We start from the raw sequence: 22908 nt of genomic DNA, 5'->3' as shown, positions 1-22908 counted from the left end.
AAACAAGTGAAGAGCCCATCCTGACGGATGGGCTTTTTGCGTTTTTGTCGTCTGAGAAATCCGTATTAAAGCCCGGCAAGGATCCTTTACCAGACCTTTTTCACGATAGGGCATCCGCAGTACTTAAGCGAAATAAGTATATATCGCTTTGAAATAAAAGGTTTTTTGAACTTTACCTGGCGTCACAACGAGAGCGATGAATTGTGCGGAGAGCTTGCCGGCAAAACCACTGAAAGCCGTGATGGCGAATAGCATAGATCTATTTAAACCCAATTATTTATCGAAAACTCATCTACAAAGAATTTATTTTGTGAATAAAATAATTAGCATGAACGTTATATGAAAATAAAAATAGAGATAAACGCGTTTATGAATATTTAATAGGAATTATATTAAGAATATTACCCGCATAACGCTTAAGTTATTCTAAAGTCATCAGGTTAACAAATAGATACCAAACCCTCTCCCCTGCCGAGCACACAGGCATAACAGCTGGACTTTTTCTGCGAAATGACTTAGTGTCCTTAACACTTTGTTAACTCGATCTGGTTTAAGTTAATTCAAATTTGCTAAAAACATAGGGTGCATTGCCTGTATGGAAGCTAACCCGGTAACGTCTTTTGACGAATAGTGCATGTTACCGGCTGGCAATATGAGAATATAAATGAAATTTCTGATTAACTGGCCTCCTTTGCGCCAACTGATACATTATATCCGGGAGCGTTTTACCTTTCTGGTCCTGCTCTGCTGGCCGGCGATCATCTGGCTGGTTTGCCGGGCGCTTGTCTGGTTAACGGATGGATTGATGGTTCTTCTGGGTAAACCCACCGACCACTCGTTTACCGTGTATCTTCAGCCGCTTATGACGCTAAGTGCGCTGCTGAGAATTTCCGTCAGCTGGGTGCTGCTGTTGTTTATCCTGTTCAGCATGGCGATGGGATTCACCTGGGCTCTGCGGCGCTTTATGAATCGCCATAAATAGCGCCGATGCCGCGACCGGCAGAGCGACATCGGTATTGCTTCAGGCCATTTCCCCGATCGTCTTACGAAAACGCAGTAGGGCGATAGTAAAAAACACGCCACCGATAGCCAGCAGCGTCAGAAACTGCGGCCAGACGATAGAGAAATCAGCGCCTCGATAAAGAATGGCCTGCGCCAGGCTGACAAAGTGGGTCGTCGGCATGGTGAGCATAATATCCTGTACAGCCTGCGGCATACTTTCCCGGGGCGTGGAGCCGCCGGAAAGCATCTGCAGCGGCAAAAGCACCAGAATCATCAGCAGCCCCAGCTGCGGCATGGAACGCGCCACCGTGCCCATAAAAATGCCGATTGAGGTAGTGGCAAACAGGCTCAGGGCCACTCCAAGCATAAAGAGCGGTATCGAGCCTTCTATCGGTACCTGCAGCACGCCCTGAACCATCAGGATCAGGGAGAGTCCGGAAACTACCAGCACCACCAGCCCCATTGACCATATCTTCGCCATCATGATTTCAAACGGCGTGACCGGCATAACCAGCAGGTGCTCCACGGTACCATGCTCCCGCTCGCGTATCAGCGCCGAGCCGGTCAGCACGATCGCCAGCATGGTGATATTGTTGATAATTGCCATGACGGCGCCGAAACGCTCCTGTTCCAGGTTCGGGTTAAAACGCATCCTGACGGCCAGCTCAACCGGCAGCGTGCCGTTGTCCCGGTAGCGGGCGACAAAGCTGTTCACCTCGCCGGTGACGATATTCTGGATATAGCTATTGCCGGTAAACGCCTGGCTCATTCGCGTCGCGTCGACGTTAACCTGTAGCGCGGGCTGGCGTCCGGCCAGAACGTCGCGCTGGAAATCCGGCGGAATATTGATGGCGAAAGTATAGCGTCCCGCATCCAGCCCGGCGTCCATCTCATCAGCTGTAATCAGCTCCGGCGGCAAAAACCAGGGCCGGTAAAAACCATTGATAATACGCGATGAAAGCTGCGACTTATCCATGTCGGCAATAGCGATGGGCGCCAGATGCAGCGAACCCGGCATAACGGTCGCGGAGGAGTAAACCGAGACGGTAAAAGCAAAGACAATCAACGTCAGCATCGCTTTATCGCCCAGCAGGCTGCGTAGCTCTTTCATCCCCAAATTATAAATATTGCGTAGTCCGCGCATTATCCCTCCTGTTTTTTCAACAGCCACACGCTCAGGCCCAGCACCAGCGGAACCGCGATAAGCAGCGGAATAAAGGATCCCCACAGGTCGGTCAGATTCAGCGCTTTGGAAAACGTTCCTCGCGCGATGGTCAGAAAGTGGCTGGTTGGATAAATCTGGCCAATCCAGCGCCCGGGTCCTTCCAGCGAGGCGACGGGGTCGATCATCCCGGAAAACTGCGTCGCCGGGATAAGCGTAATGATCGCGGTGCCGAAAATCGCCGCAATCTGGCTTTTCATAAAGGTTGAAATCAGCAGGCCAAGTCCGGTGGCGATAGTGACGTAGAGCAGCGCGGCGAGGGTGAGCGTCAGAAAACTCCCTTTGTGCGGTACGCCAAAAACAAAGACCGACAGCGCGCAGAGCAGGAAGAAGTTGAACATCCCCAGCATGATATACGGCACCTGTTTACCCAGCAGAAATTCGCTGCGGGTGGTTGGCGTCACGTACAGATTGATGATTGAACCAAGCTCTTTCTCGCGGACCACGCTGAGCGCGCTGAGCATCGCCGGGATCATCATCAACAGCAGCGGAATCACCGCCGGTACAATCGCCGGCAGGCTCTTCACATCCGGGTTATAGCGATAGCGGGTCTCGATGGAAATCAGTGAAGTATCGCGATTGGGGCTGGCCTGGCGACCGGCCATCTCCTGCAGCCAGGCCAGATGCATGGCCTGCACGTAGCCGCGCACCGTCTCCGCGCGGTTCGGCATCGCACCGTCCACCCACACGCCAATCTGCACCGGAGTTCCCCGGGCGATATCGCGGCCAAAATTAGGCGGAATTTCAATCGCTACCGCCAGCTCGCCGTTGCGCATTCTTCTGTCCAGTTCGCTATAGCTTTGCAGCGGCGGCTGTTCGATGAAGTAGCGTGAGCCGGCGATATTTTGCGACCAGCCCTGGCTGCTGATGGTCTGGTCGCGGTCGAGCACCGCAAACCGCAGATCTTCGACGTCCATACTGATCCCATAGCCCATAATAAACATCAGGATCACGGTGCCGAGCAGTGCCAGGGTCGATCGCACCGGATCGCGGCGCAGCTCAAGCGCTTCGCGGCGGCTGTAGCTAAACAGGCGCTGCAGGCTGAACGCCTGACGCGGCGCCACGCTTTCGGCTTTATGTTCCATCGCGGGAACCGGTGCAGCCTGCGCATCAGGCGGCTGCGCGGCATCCGCCGCTTCCTGTAGCCAGGCGATAAACGCCTCTTCAAGGCTGGCCGATCCGCGCTGCTCCACCAGCGCCTGCGGCGTATCGCTGGCCAGCACTTTTCCGGCATGCATCAGCGAAATGCGATCGCAGCGTTCCGCTTCATTCATAAAGTGGGTGGAGATAAAAATGGTCACCCGGTCCTGACGCGCAAGATCGACCATCAGCTGCCAGAACATGTCCCGGGCTACCGGATCGACGCCGGAGGTGGGTTCATCAAGGATTAACATTTCCGGGCGGTGGATCACCGCGACCGCCAGCGAGAGGCGCTGGCGGATACCTAGCGGCAGCGAAGCGGGCAGGGTGTCCTCAACCTCTTCCAGCATAAAGCGCTGGCTCATTTCGGCGATCCGCCCCGGGATCTCCGCATCAGGGATGTGGAACAGGCGGGCATGCAGCTCGAGGTTTTGCCGTACGGTCAGTTCGCTATAGAGGGAGAAGGCCTGCGACATATAGCCAACGCGGCGGCGGGTTTCGATATCCCTGGGGTCGACCGGCTGGCCAAACAGCCACGCCTCGCCTTCGCTGGCCGGTAGCAGCCCGGTCAGCATTTTCATGGTCGTTGATTTGCCGCAGCCGTTTGAGCCGAGGAAGCCGAAAATCTCGCCGCGGGCAATGCGAAAGTTGACGTGGTCAACGGCGACAAATTGACCGAAGCGCATCGTTAGCCCGCGCGCTTCAATCGCAATTTCGCTTTCATCGGCATTGCGCGGCGGGATGATCACCTCTTTATGCGCCAGGCGCTGGGCTTCGGGAAGCAGGGCGATAAACGCCTGTTCCAGCGTCTGACTCGCCGTGTGCGCTTTAAGCTCATTGGCGCTGCCGGTCGCCAGAACTTCCCCCGCGTTCATGGCCACCAGCCAGTCAAAGCGCTCCGCCTCCTCCATGTAAGCGGTGGCGACCAGGACGCTCATCTCCGGCTGACGCTGGCGGATGCTGTCGATCAGATCCCAAAACTGCGCCCGCGAGAGAGGATCGACGCCGGTGGTGGGTTCATCGAGGATCAGCAACTGCGGGTCGTGAATGAGCGCGCAGCACAGGCCGAGCTTTTGCTTCATCCCCCCGGAGAGTTTTCCTGCCGGGCGGTCGCGAAACGGCGCCAGGCCGGTACTCTGGAGCAGCTCATTGATGCGGATGTCGCGTTCGGCTTTATCATGGCCGAACAGACGGGCGAAGAAATCGACGTTTTCATAGACCGACAGGGTATGGTAGAGGTTCTTCCCCAGCCCCTGGGGCATCCAGGCGATTTTCGGGCAGACGTCCTGGCGATGACGTACCTCGCTCATATCGCCGCCGAGCACCATAATGTTGCCGTGCTCAATCACGCGCGCGCCGGAGATCAGCGATAGCAGGCTGGACTTGCCCACGCCGTCGGGCCCGATCAGGCCCACCATACGGCGGGCGGGAATGCTCAGCGTAATGTCCTTCAGCGCGTCGGTTGCGCCAAAGTGCTGGCTGACGTTTTCCAGGCGGGCGACGGTTTTCATTGCGGCAACCTCACCGTCAGCGCTTCAGGCCACGCCTGCTGGTTATCCAGGCGGACCCAGGCCATCCCGGGCAGGCCGGTCTTCACATACTCCAGATGCTCCGCCAGCAGCTCTGGCGGAATACGGGCTTTTACGCGGAACATCAGCTTCAGCCGTTCATCGCTGGTTTCCACCGTTTTAGGCGTAAACTGCGCCACGCTGGCGACAAAACTGATATTGGCGGGGATCACCAGATTCGGCGCGGCATCGAGGATAATTCGCGCTTCGCTGCCCAGCGCCAGCAGACCCGCCTGCTCGGTAGGCAGGAAGAAGGTCATATAGACATCGGATAAATCGACCATATTCAGCACCCGGCCGCCCGCCGCCAGCACCTCTCCCGGTTCGGCGACGCGGTACTGAATGCGGCCATCGCGCGGGGCTTTCAGCTCGCTATCGTCGATATCGGCGATAATCCGCCGTTCGGTCGCCTGGGCGGCCTCGACCCGGGTTTGCGCCTGAATGATGCTGGTGCGCGCCGCCTCAATCGCGGCCCTGGCGGCAGAGACCTGCGCTTTGGCGGATTCCAGCGCCGCCCTGGCGCTTTCTGCCGCCGCCTGGTCGTCATCCAGCTGCTGCGCAGAGACCGCGCCTCGCTGCGAGAGCGTGCTGGAGCGGACGTGTCGTTTAGCCGAAGAGTTCAGCTCCGCCTGCCGCTGCTTCACCACCGCTTCCGTAGCGCGCATTTCGCTTTGGCGCTGGTCGAGCAGGGCTTTCGCGGCGGCAATCGCGCTCTCTGCTTCCTTGATTTGCGCGGCGGCCTCCAGCCGTTGTTCGTTGAGTACCCGGGTGTCCATACGGGCCAACACGTCGCCCTGGCGAACAAACTGCCCCTCTTTGACCAGGATGGTGTCGATACGCCCGGCGGTTTTGGTGGCGATATCGACTTCTGTGGCTTCAATCCTGCCGTTACTGCTGGCAAAGCCCTCAGGAATTCCCGGCGGGCGCAGCATCCACCATGCCGCTGCGGCAATCACCACCGCTAAACCAATAACGTATCCAACCCAACGCCGTTTGATTTTGTCCATACGCGACTCGCTTTGTTCCATAGGCTGAGTGGTGCGCGCTTCTCCTCCGCATGGCGGAGTTTCGTCTCTTCAGGGAAGGGAGAAATCGGGGATAAGGCCGACCGGCGCAGGGAGCCTGCAGCGCTGCTAACCGGTCAGAAAGAGGTGCGATCAATGTGGTCATCATCAGCAATCCTCGCCTTAAATGAAACACGCATATTTATTGCTACCGTCAATGTCATACTAACACCCGCAATGAGTATGTCCATATACAAAGCAGGGTCTTGTTGTCGGGTTAACATAAAAACAGCGAGGAGCGCGATGGCACAATATTACCCATAATGCCTATTGGGGTTAATGCTCCGGATACCGGCGCAGATAATCTTAATCGTTCTTCATTAAATCATCGTACATATAAGCTATTCCTTAGCGCTAATAACCAGAGGATATTATTCCCTGGCGACTGGCGCATTTTTAATCTGGTTGCCCCAGGAGAACTGTTGTATGATCGGCGGCCCTGAAAATACACTCACGCCGGGCGAGCGCTTTATTCAATGAAAGATGAAAGCCAAAAATATATCTCGATTATTTTTAAGGAGTGGTTGCCGCTGTACGACAGCCTGACGCCGGAAGTGAGGGCGGTACTTAAAAATATTGCCGGGCAGCAGGCGGAGGCGTTAGCGACCCGTTTTTATGATTTTATTTTCCAGGACCCGGACATTGCGCGGCACCTTAGCTATGACTTAGTTCAGGAGCGGCTCAGCAGCTCGCTGGCCGGGTGGGTGAAAGATATCCTGATGTGCGATAAGGAAAATCTGCAGGCGCTGGCGGAGCGGCAGTACCTGATCGGCAGCATCCATTCACGCATCGGTATCCCGGCAGAGGCGGTACTGCGCGGCGCGCGCCAGCTGAAAGCCGGGCTGATTGAAAATATCCGCGATAGCCAGCTCGATCGCGAGACCAGCGTTGCCGCCATCTACTACGCCATCATGGCCATTAACATGGCGGTAGAAATGATGTGCCACGCCTATACCCTGTCGCACTATCGGGCGACGAAAAATGAAGAAGCGTACCGCCTGTATAGCCTGATGGATAACGTGCCGCTGGAATATGGCAAACAGCAGGCCTCGCTCTCCGGATGGGAAAATACCGCTATTTTTAATATCGTTAGCGATAATAAAAGCGATATTAACGGAGCGTTATTATCTGATTCTGAATTTGGCCTGTGGTTCCGCCATAAATGCGTGCGTTATTTTAACAAAAATCCGCAAATGCAGGAAATCGCCGACTTAATTAGCAAGGTGGATGCGCTGTTATCCGCCTGGAAATCCTCGTCTGAGGGTTCTGAGTATAAAAACGCGCAGGCTTTGCTGCAGGGGATCCATATCCATTGCCAGCAGATCGGCAGCCAGATGGGGGTGCTGTTTAGCAGCCTGTCGCAGATGCAAAGCGGTAAGGATACGCTGACCAGCCTGCTTAACCGCCGCTATCTGCCGGTTGTCCTCAAGCATGAAGTGACGCTGGCGATGGAATATGAACTGCCGATGACGGTGGCGATTATCGACATCGACCACTTTAAAGAGATCAATGATAGCTGGGGGCACATGGTCGGCGACCGGGCGATTAAGCACGTTGCGGAGCTGCTCAGCGATAATATTCGATCCAGCGATTATATCTTCCGCTACGGCGGCGAGGAGTTTCTGCTGGTGCTGGTGGAGACCGGCGCCGCGGAAGCCTTTACTATCCTTGAACGGCTGCGTAAAAAAATCAGCCAGCTGGCGTTTAGCGTTGGCGCTGACAATGAGATTTCGATTACCGCCAGCATCGGCTACGCCGTCCACACCGGTCATCCGGATTACAATCTGCTGCTGCGCGATGCCGACAGCGCGCTGTACGTCGCCAAGCGCGATGGGCGCAACTGCGTGAAGCTGCATGAAGGCGACGGCAACTAAGCTGCCGGGTCCTTCCCGGAGGCGGCGCGCTGCGCCTGTCCGGGCTACCGGATCGTAGACGGCTGTGAACCTGTAGCCCGGGCAAGGCGCCTCAGGCGCCGCCCCCGGGAGAGATGTGGCAGCGGATTTCAGTGCGGAGAGATCGCCGCGCCTCAAAACAGCACCGGCAGCCCCAGGCCGCGTTTTACTTCATGCAGCGTCCGCTGTGTCAGTTCGTGCGCCCGCTCGCTTCCCCGGCGCAGCAGCGCCAGCAGCATGCCTTTATCCTGAATATAGGTCGCCCGGCGTTCGCGTATCGGCGCCAGCAGCTCCTGTAAGCAGGTCTCCAGCGCGTTTTTGCACTGCCTGTCTCCCAGCCCTCCGCGCCGATAATGGGCTTTCATCTCGGCAACGAAGGTCTTATCAGCATGAAAAGCGTCGAGATAAGTAAAGACCACGTTGCCTTCTGTCTGACCCGGGTCGGCGACCCGCAGGTGATTCGGGTCGGTATACATGGCGCTGACCGCGCGGTGGATCTCCTCTTCGCTGGCCGAAAGGGTGAGCGTGTTTCCCAGCGATTTCGACATTTTGGCGTTGCCATCGATGCCCGGCAGGCGGCTGACGTCGCTGAGCAGCGCTTTGCAGTGCCGTAAGATCGGCGTCGTCGTCAGGCTATTCATTTTGTGCACGATCTCATTGGTCTGTTCAATCATCGGTAGCTGATCGTCGCCGACCGGCACCAGTTCGGCCTTAAAGGCGGTAATATCGGCGGCCTGGCTTATGGGATAGGCTAAAAATCCCACCGGCAGCGAGCGGGAAAATCCCTTCTGGGCGATTTCATTTTTCACCGTCGGATTGCGTTCAACCCGGGCGACGGTGACGATATTCATATACAGCGCGCTGAGTTCGGCCAGCGCCGGCAGGGCGGATTGCAGGCAAATGGTGGTCTTCTGCGGATCGATGCCGACGGCGAGATAATCGGCCATCACCTCAAGGATATTGCTGCTGATTTTTTGCGGGTTGCTGCCGTTGTCGGTCAGTCCCTGGAGATCCGCGACGAGGATAAACTGCTGGTGGTCGTGCTGGAGCAGCGCGCGCTGGCGCAGGGAACCGACGTAGTGGCCGAGGTGCAGCTGGCCGGTAGGACGGTCGCCGGTCAGGATCGTTTGGCTGGTGTTCATAAGTGACTCCTTAGGATGCTATCAGGCCGAAGGGCGACACTCAGAAACAACAAAGCCGCCTTCCGGCGGCTTTGAATAGAGGAAACGTCAAATCTTGCCGCCTGTTATGCAGGCAGCCACCAACGGCGGAGGTGAGAGATGACAACGTTTCTGTTCATCTTTTTATCCTGCCACGAAAAGCCGCGGCAGTAAAAGCCCTTTTTTATTCAGCGATAAACCGGCAGCAGGTTAAAGCTGGATAAAATATGAATTATTGCGTTGGCGCCGCCGAAGCACAAAATCAGGATAATCATGGCATTACCACCCCAGACCCGATAGTTCGGGCTGCCGAAACGCCTGCGCGAGGCGCGCGCCAGCAGGGCGGGGACGATAGCGGCCCAGACGGTGGCGGCGAGGCCGGCGAAACCAATGGCGTAGATAAAACCGTTAGGCCACAGCAGCCCGCCGGCGATCGGCGGCAGAAAGGTCACCAGCGCGGTTTTAAACCGCCCCAGCCGACTATCGTCAAACTTAAACAGATCCGCCAGATAATCAAACAGGCCAAGAGTCACGCCCAGGAACGAGCTGGCGACGGCGAAGTTGGAAAAGACCGTCAGCAGTAAGTCCAGGGTCGAACTGTTCAGCAGGCCGCTTAAGGTCTGTACCAGCACGTCGATGTTGCCGCCTTTTTCGGCGATAGCGATAAACGCCGGGCGCGGAATATTGCCCATTGTGCCGACCAGCCAGATGATATACAGCACCAGCGCCATCAGCGTGCCGAGCAGCAGGCAGCGGCGAATGATAAGCGGATCTTTACCGTAGTACTTCATCAGACTGGGGACGTTGCCGTGATAGCCAAAGGAGGCCAGGCAGAACGGCAGCGTCATCAGGACGTAGGGCAGATAGGACGCATTGACCTCCGCGCGGTTAAACAGAATCGCGGGCTCCACGTGCCACATCAGGCCGCCGAAGGTCATAAAGAAGGTGAGGATTTTGGCGCCCAGCACGATAGTCGTCATCCGGCTTACCGCTTTCGTACTTAGCCAGACGATAAAGGCGACCACCAGCGCGAACGCCAGCCCACCCAGGCGTGCGGGAACCGCGAGGTTCATCTGCGCAAAAGTATGCTGAATAACTGAACCGCTTGCGGAAATATAGGCGTAGGTCAGGATATATAAAACAAAGGCGACGGTCAGGCCGTTAATAATATTCCAGCCGTTTCCCAGTAAATCCTTTGTAATCGTGTCGAAGCTGGCGCCAATATGATAATTGAGATTGGCTTCGAGGATCATTAACCCGGAATGCAGCATGCAAAACCAGGTAAAAATGAGCGCCAGCAGCGACCAGAAAAACCAGGCGCCGGACATCACCACCGGTAAAGAAAACATGCCTGCGCCAATAATCGTGCCGCCGATAATCATCGCTCCGCCAATCAGCGATGGCGTATTAGTTGAGACCGCTTTTGAGACTGATAGTGTAGCCATAAGGTGCATTCCTCACGTGGCTATAATTTTTATACCCGTCATACTTCAAGCTGCAGATGTGTTGGCTGCGTTCACTCACCCCAGTCACTTACCTCAGTAAGCTCCTGGGGATTAATGAGAGGCTCCTGCCTCTCACCGGAGGCCAGCCTTCGGCTGGTCAAATTCGTTCCCGACGAATTTGTCACTCTCTTGCCGCCTTTCTGCAACTCGAATTATTTAGGGTACAGATAACGGCTGCGGGCAAACGGCTACCCGGCGCAACCCGAATGATTGAGCTTAAAGAGATGGAATTAAATTAATGGCGCTCTCATTGCGAGAGCGCCGTGATGCGGTTTATTTCACCGGTTTCAGTCTGGCGACGAAGTGGCGCAGTACCGGCGGTTCATAGGTGAAGGTCAGGCCCTTAATCGTGGCGGCGCGCGCCTTAACGGCGATCAGCGCATCAGCGATATAGTCCATATGATCGTTGGTATAAACCCGACGCGGAATGGTCAGGCGCAGCAGCTCCATCGGCGACGCCTTCTGTTTGCCGGTTTGCGGGTCGCGGCCCAGCAGCAGGGAGCCGATTTCCACGCTGCGAATGCCCGCTTCCAGATACAGCTCGTTGTTTAGCGCGTGCGCCGGGAACTGCTCCGGTGGGATATGCGGCAGCAGCAGCTTAGCATCGACGAACACCGCATGGCCGCCGGTCGGATACTGAATCGGAATGCCGCCTTCGCGCAGGCGTTCGCCGAGGTATTCCACCTGATTGATGCGATAAGCGAGGTAATCCTCGTTGGTCCCTTCTTCCAGGCCGATAGCCAACGCCTCCATATCGCGTCCCGCCAGGCCGCCGTAGGTGACAAAGCCCTCCATCGGCACGCAGCGGATGCGCACTTCGTTGAACAGATCTTCGTCATCGCGGAAGCAGCACAGGCCGCCGATATTCACCATCGGGTCTTTCTTGGCGGACATGGTCAGCATATCGCCGTACTGGTACATCTCAAGAATAATCTCTTTCACCGATTTATCGGCGTAGCCCTCTTCGCGCTGTTTAATAAACCAGGCGTTTTCGCAGAAGCGGGCGGAGTCGATCACCACCGGAATATTATTCTGGCGGGCAATCTGATACACCTCGCGCATATTCGCCAGCGATACCGGCTGGCCGCCGGAGCTGTTACAGGTGACGGTGGTAATAATCGCCGCCACGTTTTCCGCGCCGTGTTCGGCGATGGTCGCTTTCAGCAAATCAATATCAAAGTTGCCTTTCCAGTCGTACCACGAGGTGGTATCGAAGGCTTTCGGCGTCACCACGTTAATGGCTTTTGCGCCGTTGAGCTCCACGTGCGCGGCGGTGGTATCGAAGTGGAAGTTGGAAATAAACACCGGATGCGCCGACTTGCGGCGAGCAATCAGGCTCGGGAACAGAATCTGCTCCGCGCCGCGCCCCTGATGGGTGGGAATGGTATACGGATAGCCGATAATCTCTTTGACCTTTTCGCACAGATGCTGATAGTTACGCGACCCGGCGTAGGCTTCGTCGCCCATCATCAGCCCGGCCCACTGATGGTCGCTCATCGCGCCGGTGCCGGAGTCGGTCAGCAGGTCGATATACACGTCCTGGCTATTGAGCAAAAACGGGTTATAGCCCGCCTCTTCCAGCGCTTTGACGCGATCGTCAAAGGTAGTCATGCGAATGTTTTCGACCATTTTAATGCGGAACGGCTCAGGGATACGTTTCATTTATTTTCTCCATGGGGATGCTGTGCCGCGTTTGGCTATTTGGCGACAAATAAAAAGCGCAACAAATAGCGACTAAACGCAGTGCTGAATTAATTTTTTTTAGGGAGTAAACAGCAGCGGAGAATTAACGAGGGAAGTCGTTGGAGATGCGGTGATCTAAATTATACCAGTCGTCCAGGCCGCCCTGGGCAATGAGGCGATAAATCGATTTTTGCGTCATGACATCGTCCTCTGTGGGTGAAGGGATGCCATAAAAATAAGGTAAAATGAGAAAATAACCACGATTAAAATCACAAAAAATAATTTATCGATAAGCGGAGTATAAAAATTTGACGCTCGTCGTCTTTTTAGCGTTATTGATTAGCAGGCAATGGTTTTTTGTTTTTTTATTACGCCAATAACGGCTTATTGAGTGAGGTTATTAGCGCCTTCACCGCAATCAATGAAGGCGCAGGCGGGACTTACATGCTGGAGAAGACGTTCATAATGATGCCGCCGGAGATGATCAGCACCATGGCGAGAATAGCCGGGATATCCGGTTTTTGCTTATAAAGGATCATTGAGCAAATCGTGACGCCGACGATGCCAAAACCGCACCACAGCGAGTAGGCGACGCCGACCGGAATGGTGCTCATCGCGCGGGTGAGGGCGAAGTAGCACAGGCCGTAGGCGCAGACCACCAGCACCGACGGCGCCAGCTTGCTGAAGCCGTTGGTCTTTTTGATCATCGACGTGCCGGTGATTTCGGAGCCGATAGACAGCGCCAGCCATAAAAATCCGAGGTTAAACATAAGCGGTTCCTTTTCTGTTAGTTGGCGACTTTTTTGTCCAGAGATGCAGCGGCCGGCTGCGCGGGCGCTTCCTCGCTCTCTTCGCTACCCATTTTGGAAAACAGGTTCATGATCACGATCCCGCTGGCGATAACCGCCATACCGATAATGGCGGCGGTGTCCGGGTGCTGACCGTAAAACGCCATTCCCAGGGTCGACACCACGAGGATGCCGGTACCGGACCAGGTGGCGTAGGCCAGACCGACGGGAATATCCTTCACCGCGCGGGACAGCGAGTAGTAGCAGGTGCAGTACAGCAGCACCAGCAGCCCGAGCAGCAGCATTTTGCTCATCCCTTCACTGCTGCCGAACATTTTGAGGGTGGAGGTGGCTGAGGTTTCGGAAACGATAACCAGCAGCATCCATAGCCAACACTTTGTTTTTGAAGACATAAGTTAAACTCCGGGTTTACTATTTAAGGTAAGGTTCTTTTTTTCTGTTTTTTAAAAAATCGATAGCGGCATCGGTCAACTGCGCTTCAGGAGCACAGGCCAGCGCCGGATTATTCACCACGTCTGTGACAGTGAGATAACGCCGCGGGCCGCTCGCCGACGGCGCCGCCGCTTCGCGACCCGACGCCAGCTTCTCCAGCAATTCGTTCATGGTGCACAGCGCGATGCCGCATTCGGCCAGGCGGGCCAGCGTGGCCTGCATATGTCCGGCGTAAGCGCTATCAGGCTGCGCCCCGCGCAGCTGGTTAAGCTCGCTGGCGGGATCGCAGTGATAGCGCAGCGCCAGCACCGGCAGGCCGCTCAGCAGGGCATCGTGCACGCGGCGGGCAACCGGACCGTGCAGGGAACCCTTCACCAGATCCGCCGCCAGCGGGTAGTCGAGAAACGGCAGCAGCAGCGCCTTATACGAGACCGAAGGCAGCTCCTGTTGCCAGTCGGCCGCTGGCAGCGTTTTACCGATAGCCCGCCACTGCTCGCCGTCGTCAATCCCGCTATCCAGCGCCAGGTGCAGGCTCTCGCCGCAGCCGGCCAGCCGCTGGCGAATAGCGTGCCGGTAGCCCGCCGCGGCGGTCACCATCACCAGTACCGGCGGCCGCAGACGCTGGATAATGCGTTCAACCAGGTCTTCCATCTGTTGGTCGGTCATGGCGAGCCTCCGTTAGCCGATGAGCGTGACCTGCGCGCCGTTTTTCAAGCCGGCGGCGTTGGCCTCTTCGGTATCAATATGAAACTCCAGCGCGAAGTCTTCGCGTACCCGCACCACCACTTCATCAAAGGTCAGCTGGCGTTCGCCGTCGCTGCGGACGCTAACCTTCTGGCCGTTGGCGACGTTCAGCTGGCGGGCATCCTGCGGCGACATATGGATATGCCGCCAGGCGCAGATCACCTGCGATCGCAGCTCAACGTGGCCTGCCGGGCCGATCAGCAGCGCGCTGCCCGCGTTCTCCAGCTGGCCGGATTCGCGAACCGGCGCTTTGATGCCGAGGGTAAAGCAGTCGGCGCGGGAGATTTCCAACTGCGATACCGGGCGGGTTGGGCCGAGGACGCGAACGTTACTGAGTGAGCCCTTCGGACCGACCACGGTGACGCACTCCTGGGCCGCGAACTGCCCCGGCTGGCGCAGCGGCTTAAAGGGCGTCAGGACGTAGCCCTTGCCAAACAGCGCTTCGACGTCCTGCTGCGCCAGATGGACGTGGCGGTTAGAGATGCCGACCGGGATAGCCGGCGCAGCGTGGCCCAGGCGGGCGGCGATTTTTTCATGGAGCAGGGTGTCGATCATGCCTTCTTCCCTTTCCTCATCGCCGCGTTTTTATCTTCCGTCGGCGCAGGCGCGGCGGCGGGTTCAGTGGGTTCCCTTGTTTCCGCAGCGGCGGGCGCGACGGCTTCAGCCTCAAGCGGTGCGGCAGCTTCCGCGCGCGGCGGACGGCCTTTCAGGGTGCTGAGGGCGTCCACGACGCTGCGCTCCGGACGGGCGATCGTCAGGGATTTGACCTGCGGGTCGATGAGCGCGGCGACGGCCACGCCGCGTTCGATAGCGGTGTGAATCGCGCTGATCTCCCCTTCAAAGCAGACGCTCACCAGCCCCGAACCGACTTTGCGGTAGCCAATGCAGGACACGCCTGCGCTTTTGCAGGCGGCATCCACGGCCTGAACGGCGGCAACTAACCCTCGCGTTTCAATTACGCCTAAACTTTTCATTGTCGGCTCCTGTTAATGGCGGACTAAGCGAATATCAAAATCAAACTGCGTGAAGAACGTTTCCAGCCGGTCTAACTCCTCGGCGGAATAAGTTGGGTCTCGGGTAATGGGGTAAGGCATATCGAGGCGCTCATATTTTTTGCGCCCGAGCTGGTGGTACGGCAGCATATCGATGCGGCGGATATTTCCGCGCTTCGCCAGCTTTTGTACGTAATCAATGGCTCCGGTAATGGCATCGAACGAGTCGTTATAGCCGCGAACCAGCGGCATGCGGATAATGACGTTAGCGCCGGAGTCCACCAGCCACTCCAGGTTGCGGCGAATGCCTTCGTTACCGATGCCAAATAACGCTTTATGGTGCTCGCTGTTAATTTGCTTAATATCGAATAAGAAGGTGTCGGTCACCGGCGCCAGCTTTTGATAATTAGCCAGCGGCGTAGTGCCCTGCGTTTCCACGGCGGTATTGAGCATCATCTTTTTGCATTCGCTAAAGAGCGCGACGGCAAAATCGGTCTGCAGGCTCATTTCCCCGCCGCCGATGGTGACGCCGCCGCCGGAGGAGATATAAAAGTCGTAGTCCTGCATGATGATCTCCATCAGTTCGCTGACGGTGACATCTTTGCCCATAATATCCAGCGCGTTCTGGGTGCAGATCTCTTCGCACTTGCGGCAGCCGATACAGTCTTTATTACGGTTGACGAAATGCTTCATTTCGCCGTTTTCTTCCGCCCGATAATGAATTCCCGCCGGGCAGACGTTGACGCAGTCGCCGCAGTTAATGCATTTATCCTGTGAGAACATCACCTGAAACTGGCTATTCAGCCCTTCCGGGTTAGCGCACCACGGGCAGCGAATATTGCAGCCTTTGAAAAAAACCAGCGTGCGGATCCCATCGCCGTCATAGATCGAATATTTCTGAATATTGAATATTCGCCCGGTTAATTCTTGTTTTGCGCTCACACATACCTCCAGAAAAACGATCGGGACATCCATGTCCAAAAACGTCCGTGTCTTTATCAGAACTTCTCGATGACCGTACGGCTGATAATCTCGTCCTGAACTTCTTTGCACAGCTCAACGAAGTAGGCGCTGTAGCCCGCGACGCGGACGATCAGGTCGCGGTATTTTTCCGGCTCCTGCTGGGCTTTTTTCAGCACTTCGTTATCGACATAGCTGAACTGCATCTGGCCATTGCCGAGAATCGACGCGGTGCGCAGCAGGGTAATCAGGCCGTGACGACCTTCCGGGGTATCCAGCAGCCCTTTGAGGAACTTGAAGTTGTGCACCATGCCGATGTTCATGGTTTCGACATTCATCTTGCTCACCGACTTGATGATCGCCGTCGGACCCTGCTTATCCGCGCCCTGAGTCGGGCTGATGCCGTCGGAGAGCGGCATCCACGCCAGGCGACCGTTCGGCGTGGCGTTGGTCAGCTCGCCGATCGGCGTGTTGTTGGAGATGGACAGGGTGCCGTGGCTCAGGGTGGAGTAGAGCATCTTGTACTTACGGCACTCGCGCTCGGTCCACTCGGTGATATCCAGCGCATACTGATCGACGTAGTTATCGTCGTTGCCGTATTTCGGCGCGTTGAGGCAGTCGCGGCGCAGGCCTTCAAAGCCTTCGAAGTTCGCCAGCAGCGCGTCGCGCACCTGTTCGAGGGTGTATTTCTTCTCTTCAAACACCAGCTTACGAATCGCCGCCATGGAGTCGACGTAGGTCGCCAGACCGGAGAAGATCAGCCCCGGGCCGTGGTTGATCATCGCGCCGCCGGCGGCAACGTCTTTGCCTTTTTCCATGCAGCCTTCCACCAGCAGCGACATCAGCGGCTTCGGCGCCACGTCGCGGTGCACGCGTTGGCTGATGACCGTCCCGATCGCCGACAGGCGTACGATATGGGCGATCTGTTTTTTCACCGCCGCGTCGAAATCCTCGAAGGTGTGCAGGTCGCGCAGGTCGCCGGTATCCAGCCCCTGATAGCTGTCAAACAGCACCATCCGACCTCGGTTTAAAACGAACTCAATGGCGATGGGCCACTGGGTGTAGCCGGTGGAGGTCCACTGATAGATGCGGCCGGATTTCTGCGGCTCGACGCAGCCCATCAGGCAGTAGTCGCGGGCGTCTTCGAAATCGAAGCCTTTACGCAGCATCATCTTGATATGGGAGTCGTCGAAGTGGCAGGCCGGGAAGCCCATCCCCGCTTTGACGACGTCGACGATTTTTTCCATATACTTCTGCGGCGACTGGTTGTGAATACGGCAGGCCAGCGACGGCTGGTAAACCTTCACGAAGCGCACGGCGTCCATGATCAGGTAGGTCAGGTCGTTACAGGCATCGCCGCCGGAGCGCTTCTGACCGCCGACGGTCAGGTTGATAAACGGCTGATAGCCGGCGAAATATTTCGCCCCCAGCTCGCTGGACATCCACATCAGCTCGGCGCATTTGATGATAAACGCCTGCAGCAGCTCCAGCGCGGTGTCGTGAGTCAGGCGGCCTTCGCGGATATCGGCTTCAAACATCGGGTAGCAGTACTGGTCTACGCGTCCCAGGGACAGTCCGGTCTGGTTCTCTTCAATTTCAAACAGCGACTCTACGGTCCAGATGCTCTGCAGCGCTTCCTGCAGGGTTTTCGGCGGGTTCGCCGGCACGTTCTGGTTCACCTCGGCGATGGTCAGCAGCTCGGCGCGACGCTGGGCGTTCTGCTCAATCGCGGCCAGTTCGCGGGCGCGGGCGGCGATGCGGTGCGCGTAGTTAATCACCCCTTCGCAGGTTTCAATGGCCGCTTTGTAGTAGTAGATGCGGTCGATATCTTCCGGGTTTTCCATACTCAGGCTGGCGAGATGCGCCTCGGCGTCGGCTTTAATGCCGTTCATCCCTTTGGTAAACAGCAGCACGTCGTAGCCCGGGCAGGTGTCGCCGCCGCCGTTGATCTGGTGGTAGGAGAGGTCGCTGACGAAGGTCTCGCCGCTGAACGCCCATACGCCCGCTTCTCGGTACTGGGCTTCGCAGATTTCATCCAGCGAGCGGCCTTCCCAGAACGGCACGATCTCTTCGCGGATGGTTTTTTTATCTGCTTCGCTGATCTCAAACGGATCCTGCGGACGGGTGCTCATGGTATCGAGTTCGTCGCGCACCCAGCGCCAGGCGATATCCGGCGAGAAGGCGCCCGCGCGCGGCTTGCCGCACGGATGACCGACGATCAGCTCATCGTCCTGAATCAGAATCGGCGCGGTTTCGCAGGCGTGGCGGAAGGCTTTGGCGCGCAGCAGAATCGTCGGCATGCCGGGGTTGGCTTTGACCACTTCGGTAAAGGCCAGCGCGCGGTAGATAGAGACGCTCGGGCGCACGGTCAGGTAGTGGTTACGCAGGCGCTGCATGCGCGGGGTCAGCCCTTCTGCTGCCGGCGTCTCGCCGGCGGCGGCAAACGGGGCGGCGGAAACGTGCTGGACGCCCTTGAACAAACGCACCGGCAGATGCAGGGCGCTCAGGTTGTGCTGCGCGCTGAGGAACATGTCGGAGAGTTCGTTAATGCGCGCGTTCTCAAGGCTTGCGCCGTGCAGCAGGGCGTCGAACATCGGATAACCGTCGATCGCGCAGGCGGCGCGCACTTCGCACAGCTCCGCCAGCTTGAACCACAGCGATTCGACGATTTCATACGCCTGCTGCGGGGAGAGCGCGCCGTTGTTGATATCGTGCTGGTAGTAAGGCAGCAGGGCTTTGTCGGCGCCTTCCGGGTTGACGGCGTAGCTGCCGTTATCGAGCTGGAGCGCCAGCTGGAACAGATAAAAGGCCTGGCACGCCTCTTTGAAGCTGCGCGCCGGATGCGCCGGAACGTGGTGCAGAATGGCGGCGCTGTCCAGCAGTTCCGCCCGGCGGTAAGCGTTGGTTTCCGCGGCGGCCAGCTGTTCCGCGCTGTTGGCCAGGTTTTGCGCCAGCGCCAGCAGGGCATCGCAGGCGTAGATGGCCGCGCGGCAGCCGTTGACTTCATCCATGCCGCTGCGGCTGACGGCGCTGCCCAGCGCACGGGTTTTCTCTTCCAACTGATGTTTTATCGCCAGCACGCCTTTTTCCATCACCAGCTTGTAATCCGGGGAGTCGAGATCGCTATTCAGGTTGAGGAACTGGAACGCGGACGGGCGGCGGACGGCGCTCTTGTCGTGGAAAATCGCCCCGTGCGGTTTGCGGGTCTGGTTGCCGACGATCAGCTCGTCGGCGCTGATGCACAGCGGCAGCTGGCGCATCAGTTCATAGAAGCGGCGCGCCGGTTTGACGGCGGCGGGAACCCCGGCGATATCGCCATCAAGGGCGTTGAGCGTGGTGGCATGTTCGGTGCACAGGGTGCTTTTTTGTGAGAGTAAACGTTCTGCCAACACTTTGACGCGCGGCGTTAAGCTGTAGTGTGCCATAGGTAAGGTTCTCCAAATCTTGTTATCAGTGGCCCTGAACGGCGTTGCCGGTCCATGCCCGGCGATAGAGTTCGGTCAGTGCGTGAGCGTCCGGCGCGCGTGGGTTCGTCGGGGTACAGCTGTCGCGTAGCGCCTGGCCGACCATCTCCGCCAGCCGCTGTTCAAATTCGGCGGCAATGACGCCGGTATCGCGGATGCCGGCCGGCATGCTCATTTCGTCTTTTAGCGCCTGAATGGCGACCAGCAGGCTGGCGACGCCCTGGCGGGTAGTGGCCGCGGGCAGATCCAGCAGATGGGCTAATCGGGCGTATTTGCGGGCGGCATCGGTATCGCACTGCCCGTGATAATCGGCGTTCCAGGCCACCACGTCCGCCATCAGCAGGGCGTTAGCGCGGCCGTGGGGGACGCGAAATACGCCGCCGAGCGCGTGGGCAAGGCTGTGGGTGATGCCCAGCGAGGCGTTGGTGAAAGCCATGCCCGCCATGCAGGAGGCGTTGTGCATCTTTTCCCGCGCCAGCAGGTCGCCACCGTTGCGCCAGCAGGTCGGCAGAAAGCGAAATACCTGCTGCACCACTTTCTCCGCCAGCGCATCGGAAAAGTCGCTGGCGGCGAGGGATACATAGGCTTCCAGCGCGTGACACAGCACGTCCATCCCGGTATCGGCGGTGATCGCCGGCGGCACCGAGGCCACCAGCGCCGGGTCAAGAATGGCGATATCCGGCAGCAGCGACGGGTCCACCAGCACCAGCTTCTCGGCGTGGGCTTTCACCACTGAAAAGGCGGTGACCTCAGAGCCGGTGCCGCTGGTGGTGGGGATCGCCACAAAGCAGGGCGGCTCGCGGTGAGCGTCCGGACGGGTTTGCGCCAGGGCGAAAATAACCGCTTTGGCTGCATCAATCACCGAACCGCCGCCCAGCGCGATAACCAGATCCGGATAGCTGTTATCCATCCGCTTCATACCGCGCACCACGGTGGCGATATCCGGGTCGGCCACCACGTCGTCCCAGACCTGGAAAGCGATGCCGCGCGCATTGAGGATCTGCGTGACGCGATCGGCGAGGCCAAACTTAACCATCGCCTGGTCGGTGACCAGCAGCACGTTGCGGGCGGGCAGCTCGTTCAGGATGGCAAGCGCATCCTGACCAAAGCGAATCCGGGGTTTCAGCAAAAATTCACTCATTGGGTTATTGACTCCTTAAGCGTCCCGAAACACGTTCTCGACAATGGCGACCACCGACATGGCCTTGTAGCGCTCTTTGTTGAGCGCCAGGTACTCTTCGGCCAGCACGATGTCGTGCATACCGGCGCCGACGCTATCAACGGCAACCCAGGTCTGGTCTTTCATCGGCTGCTGGTCATCATCTAATTTGACGATCAGCAGCAGGTTGCTGCCCCTTAGCTCATCGCACTTCTGCGTGGCGACGACATGTCCGACTACCTTTGCGAGAATCATTGTTTTTATCGCCTTATATCAATGTGTTACTTACCAAGGCGTTCCAGCACCTGGCGGATGACGCGTTCCACGTTTTGCTCATTAATCTCGCTGTCCGCGCCGACGGCGGCGGCAGACGCAAAGCGATCGTCGGCGCTGGCCGGGTGGGCTGCGGTGGCGGCGGTCGCCGGGGCGTTAAAGCGCTCATCGTCGAAGATGCTGCGGTTCGGGCCGGCCGCCGGGCTGACGATGGTCGGCTGCGGTTCCGGGCGGCTGCCCGGCGCGCGCAGCTCATCGATGGAGCGCACGCCGTAGCCCACTTTGCGGATGTTGAGCAGGTTCATCGGCCCGACGTTGTCTGAGCTGGAGCCGCCGCCGACCGCGCCGCAGCCGAGGGTCAGGGCCGGGGTGATATTGGTGGTCGCGCCGATGCCGCCCAGCGCCGCCGGGGTGTTGATCAGAATGCGGTTAACCGGTTTTTCCAGGCAGAACTGGCGGATGACGTCCTGGTTGCGGGTGTGGATCACCAGCGTGTGGCCGAGGCCTTCGTTGGTCAGCAGCTCCACGACGCGGTGGCAGGCGGCTTTCCAGTCCTCTTCGACGTACAGGCCGAGTACCGGGCACAGTTTTTCCCGCGAGTAGGGGTTGGAATGCGATACCGTGGCCTGCTCGGCAATCAGCACCCGGGTGCTGGCCGGGACGCAGAAGCCGGCCATCTGGCTCAGATAGAGCGCGGTTTTACCGACCACTTTGGGGTTGATGGTGCCGTTGGGGCGCAGCAGCAGGGCCGCCATTTTTGCCGCTTCGCTTTCGTTCATGAAGTACGCGCCCTGAGCTTCCAGTTCGCGATGCACTTCGTCGTAGATGCAGCGTTCGACGATAATTGACTGCTCGGAGGCGCAGATCACGCCGTTATCGAAGGTTTTACTGGTGATGATATCTTTCACCGCGTGGGGGATATCGGCGCTGCGTTCGATAAACGCCGGGCCGTTACCCGGACCGCCGCTGATGGTCGGCGTGCCGGACGCGTAGGCGGCGCGCACCATGCCTTCGCCGCCGGTCGCCAGGATCAGCGACACGTCTTTGCTGTGCATCAGTTCCGAGGTGGCTTCGAGGGTCAGTTGGCTAATGGCGTCGACGCTACCGGCAGGTGCCCCTGCCGCTTCCGCCGCGCGCTTCACGATTTCAATCGCTTTCCAGCTGCACTGGCGGGCGCCGGGATGCGGGGAGAAGATAATCGCGTTGCCGGCCTTCAGGGCAATCAGCGTTTTGTAGATGACGGTGGAGGTCGGGTTGGTCGACGGCACCAGCGCACAAATCACCCCCAGCGGCACGCCCACGTCCATCACTTTTTGTAGCGGATCGTCATGAATGATGCCGACGGTCTTCATATCTTTGATGGCGTCGTAGACGCGCAGCGAGGCGAAGCGGTTCTTCAGCACTTTGTCCTGCCAGTTGCCAAAACCGGTTTCTTCCGCGGCCATTTTCGCCAGCGCTTCGGCATGATGCGCCGCTTCCTGGGCCACGTTCTTCACGATGGCGTCGATTTGCTGCTGCGAAAAGGTGGCCAGAATCGCCTGCGCCTTTTTGGCATTGCGCACCAGCTCCCGGGCGTTCTGCCGGGACTGCAAATCGTTATCCAGTTCAATCATGAGTCTATCCTTCATCAGACTAAAAGAGTGGAGACGGGGCGCGCCCTGTCAGGTCATGCTTTGTGCTGCGCCGCGATTTTTTCGATGTCGTTATGCGGACGCGCGATGACGCGAGAGGTGACGACTTCGCCGATGCGTTTTGCCGCTTCCACGCCGGAATCCACCGCGGCATTCACCGCGCCGACGTCGCCTTTCACCATCGCGGTGACGAGGCCGGAGCCGACGT

General features: G+C 57.9%; 20 protein-coding genes. 2 read left to right on the top strand and 18 right to left on the bottom strand.

All coding sequences use genetic code 11. From position 1 onward, the window contains the following. The first annotated feature begins 664 nt into the window (after positions 1-664). Complete coding sequence (locus tag ABLU96_RS10960) at positions 665-982, top strand: hypothetical protein (protein WP_004098189.1); 318 nt, start codon at positions 665-667, stop codon at positions 980-982. A gap of 39 nt (positions 983-1021) precedes the next feature. Here ABLU96_RS10960 and ABLU96_RS10955 read toward each other — a convergent pair whose 3' ends face one another. The 3 genes from ABLU96_RS10955 to ABLU96_RS10945 are packed head-to-tail and all read right to left on the bottom strand — an operon-like array spanning position 1022 to position 5939. Next, positions 1022-2146, bottom strand: a complete 1125-nt coding sequence (locus tag ABLU96_RS10955; RefSeq protein WP_014227739.1) for an ABC transporter permease — start codon at positions 2144-2146, stop codon at positions 1022-1024. Further along, positions 2146-4875: a ribosome-associated ATPase/putative transporter RbbA gene (gene rbbA, locus ABLU96_RS10950; RefSeq protein WP_064406623.1), complete on the bottom strand. Its 2730-nt coding sequence runs from the start codon at positions 4873-4875 to the stop codon at positions 2146-2148. Before rbbA ends, ABLU96_RS10955 begins: the two co-directional genes overlap by 1 nt. Beyond that, complete coding sequence (locus ABLU96_RS10945) at positions 4872-5939, bottom strand: HlyD family efflux transporter periplasmic adaptor subunit (RefSeq protein ID WP_004098195.1); 1068 nt, start codon at positions 5937-5939, stop codon at positions 4872-4874. Before ABLU96_RS10945 ends, rbbA begins: the two co-directional genes overlap by 4 nt. A 533-nt stretch (positions 5940-6472) precedes the next feature. On the opposite strand from ABLU96_RS10945, the gene ABLU96_RS10940 reads away from it, so the two are divergent. Beyond that, positions 6473-7870 (top strand): diguanylate cyclase, encoded by a 1398-nt coding sequence (locus ABLU96_RS10940; protein ID WP_064406620.1) that lies wholly within the window; start codon positions 6473-6475, stop codon positions 7868-7870. A gap of 152 nt (positions 7871-8022) precedes the next feature. Here ABLU96_RS10940 and trpS read toward each other — a convergent pair whose 3' ends face one another. The 15 genes from trpS to ABLU96_RS10865 form a co-directional block, all read right to left on the bottom strand. Next, on the bottom strand, positions 8023-9030 hold the full coding sequence (gene trpS, locus ABLU96_RS10935; RefSeq protein ID WP_064406618.1) for a tryptophan--tRNA ligase: 1008 nt from the start codon (positions 9028-9030) through the stop codon (positions 8023-8025). A gap of 206 nt (positions 9031-9236) precedes the next feature. Further along, positions 9237-10493 carry a tryptophan permease gene (mtr, locus tag ABLU96_RS10930; RefSeq protein WP_004098211.1) on the bottom strand — a complete coding sequence of 419 codons (1257 nt, stop codon included), beginning with the start codon at positions 10491-10493 and terminating at the stop codon, positions 9237-9239. 333 nt (positions 10494-10826) lie between these two features. Next, positions 10827-12215, bottom strand: a complete 1389-nt coding sequence (gene tnaA, locus ABLU96_RS10925) for a tryptophanase (RefSeq protein WP_004128455.1) — start codon at positions 12213-12215, stop codon at positions 10827-10829. Positions 12216-12339: 124 nt separating this feature from the next. Next, entirely contained in the window at positions 12340-12435 is a 96-nt protein-coding gene (gene tnaC / locus ABLU96_RS10920) for a tryptophanase leader peptide (RefSeq protein WP_004098218.1), read from the bottom strand. Positions 12436-12676: 241 nt separating this feature from the next. Further along, on the bottom strand, positions 12677-13006 hold the full coding sequence (locus ABLU96_RS10915; protein WP_004108688.1) for a multidrug efflux SMR transporter: 330 nt from the start codon (positions 13004-13006) through the stop codon (positions 12677-12679). Positions 13007-13023: 17 nt separating this feature from the next. Then, positions 13024-13437, bottom strand: coding sequence for a multidrug efflux SMR transporter (locus tag ABLU96_RS10910; RefSeq protein ID WP_014227744.1), 414 nt, complete (start codon positions 13435-13437; stop codon positions 13024-13026). 19 nt (positions 13438-13456) lie between these two features. Next, positions 13457-14143, bottom strand: coding sequence for a hypothetical protein (locus ABLU96_RS10905; RefSeq protein WP_049078876.1), 687 nt, complete (start codon positions 14141-14143; stop codon positions 13457-13459). A gap of 12 nt (positions 14144-14155) precedes the next feature. Next, positions 14156-14776 carry a phosphate propanoyltransferase gene (locus ABLU96_RS10900; RefSeq protein WP_064406616.1) on the bottom strand — a complete coding sequence of 207 codons (621 nt, stop codon included), beginning with the start codon at positions 14774-14776 and terminating at the stop codon, positions 14156-14158. Beyond that, on the bottom strand, positions 14773-15195 hold the full coding sequence (locus ABLU96_RS10895) for a BMC domain-containing protein (protein WP_038424019.1): 423 nt from the start codon (positions 15193-15195) through the stop codon (positions 14773-14775). The genes ABLU96_RS10900 and ABLU96_RS10895 overlap by 4 nt, the downstream gene beginning before the upstream one ends. A 12-nt stretch (positions 15196-15207) precedes the next feature. Then, complete coding sequence (cutD, locus tag ABLU96_RS10890) at positions 15208-16155, bottom strand: choline TMA-lyase-activating enzyme (protein WP_014227748.1); 948 nt, start codon at positions 16153-16155, stop codon at positions 15208-15210. A 56-nt stretch (positions 16156-16211) separates the two neighbouring features. After that, positions 16212-19598 (bottom strand): choline trimethylamine-lyase, encoded by a 3387-nt coding sequence (gene cutC, locus ABLU96_RS10885; RefSeq protein WP_064407416.1) that lies wholly within the window; start codon positions 19596-19598, stop codon positions 16212-16214. Between the two features lie 25 nt (positions 19599-19623). After that, the gene (locus ABLU96_RS10880) at positions 19624-20778 is read right to left on the bottom strand and encodes a 1-propanol dehydrogenase PduQ (protein WP_014837305.1); all 1155 of its coding nucleotides are present in this window, start codon (positions 20776-20778) and stop codon (positions 19624-19626) included. Positions 20779-20793: 15 nt separating this feature from the next. Continuing rightward, positions 20794-21051 (bottom strand): EutN/CcmL family microcompartment protein, encoded by a 258-nt coding sequence (locus tag ABLU96_RS10875; protein ID WP_004098229.1) that lies wholly within the window; start codon positions 21049-21051, stop codon positions 20794-20796. Between the two features lie 26 nt (positions 21052-21077). After that, entirely contained in the window at positions 21078-22682 is a 1605-nt protein-coding gene (locus tag ABLU96_RS10870; RefSeq protein WP_014227751.1) for an acetaldehyde dehydrogenase (acetylating), read from the bottom strand. A gap of 53 nt (positions 22683-22735) precedes the next feature. Beyond that, a partial coding sequence (locus ABLU96_RS10865) for a BMC domain-containing protein (protein WP_049097946.1) occupies positions 22736-22908 on the bottom strand: 173 nt, incomplete at its 5' end.

The organism is Klebsiella sp. CN_Kp106, from assembly GCF_040064575.1.
Taxonomy (GTDB): domain Bacteria; phylum Pseudomonadota; class Gammaproteobacteria; order Enterobacterales; family Enterobacteriaceae; genus Klebsiella; species Klebsiella michiganensis.
This window is presented reverse-complemented; position numbering and strand designations above follow the sequence as displayed.

Bases quoted from the DNA above. Each gene is read 5' to 3' on its own strand.
- ABLU96_RS10960 (WP_004098189.1), top strand. From the start codon at position 665: ATGAAATTTCTGATTAACTGGCCTCCTTTGCGCCAACTGATACATTAT.
- ABLU96_RS10955 (WP_014227739.1), bottom strand. From the start codon at position 2,146: ATGCGCGGACTACGCAATATTTATAATTTGGGGATGAAAGAGCTACGC.
- rbbA (WP_064406623.1), bottom strand. From the start codon at position 4,875: ATGAAAACCGTCGCCCGCCTGGAAAACGTCAGCCAGCACTTTGGCGCA.
- ABLU96_RS10945 (WP_004098195.1), bottom strand. From the start codon at position 5,939: ATGGACAAAATCAAACGGCGTTGGGTTGGATACGTTATTGGTTTAGCG.
- ABLU96_RS10940 (WP_064406620.1), top strand. From the start codon at position 6,473: ATGAAAGATGAAAGCCAAAAATATATCTCGATTATTTTTAAGGAGTGG.
- trpS (WP_064406618.1), bottom strand. From the start codon at position 9,030: ATGAACACCAGCCAAACGATCCTGACCGGCGACCGTCCTACCGGCCAG.
- mtr (WP_004098211.1), bottom strand. From the start codon at position 10,493: ATGGCTACACTATCAGTCTCAAAAGCGGTCTCAACTAATACGCCATCG.
- tnaA (WP_004128455.1), bottom strand. From the start codon at position 12,215: ATGAAACGTATCCCTGAGCCGTTCCGCATTAAAATGGTCGAAAACATT.
- tnaC (WP_004098218.1), bottom strand. From the start codon at position 12,435: ATGACGCAAAAATCGATTTATCGCCTCATTGCCCAGGGCGGCCTGGAC.
- ABLU96_RS10915 (WP_004108688.1), bottom strand. From the start codon at position 13,006: ATGTTTAACCTCGGATTTTTATGGCTGGCGCTGTCTATCGGCTCCGAA.
- ABLU96_RS10910 (WP_014227744.1), bottom strand. From the start codon at position 13,437: ATGTCTTCAAAAACAAAGTGTTGGCTATGGATGCTGCTGGTTATCGTT.
- ABLU96_RS10905 (WP_049078876.1), bottom strand. From the start codon at position 14,143: ATGACCGACCAACAGATGGAAGACCTGGTTGAACGCATTATCCAGCGT.
- ABLU96_RS10900 (WP_064406616.1), bottom strand. From the start codon at position 14,776: ATGATCGACACCCTGCTCCATGAAAAAATCGCCGCCCGCCTGGGCCAC.
- ABLU96_RS10895 (WP_038424019.1), bottom strand. From the start codon at position 15,195: ATGAAAAGTTTAGGCGTAATTGAAACGCGAGGGTTAGTTGCCGCCGTT.
- cutC (WP_064407416.1), bottom strand. From the start codon at position 19,598: ATGGCACACTACAGCTTAACGCCGCGCGTCAAAGTGTTGGCAGAACGT.
- ABLU96_RS10880 (WP_014837305.1), bottom strand. From the start codon at position 20,778: ATGAGTGAATTTTTGCTGAAACCCCGGATTCGCTTTGGTCAGGATGCG.
- ABLU96_RS10875 (WP_004098229.1), bottom strand. From the start codon at position 21,051: ATGATTCTCGCAAAGGTAGTCGGACATGTCGTCGCCACGCAGAAGTGC.
- ABLU96_RS10870 (WP_014227751.1), bottom strand. From the start codon at position 22,682: ATGATTGAACTGGATAACGATTTGCAGTCCCGGCAGAACGCCCGGGAG.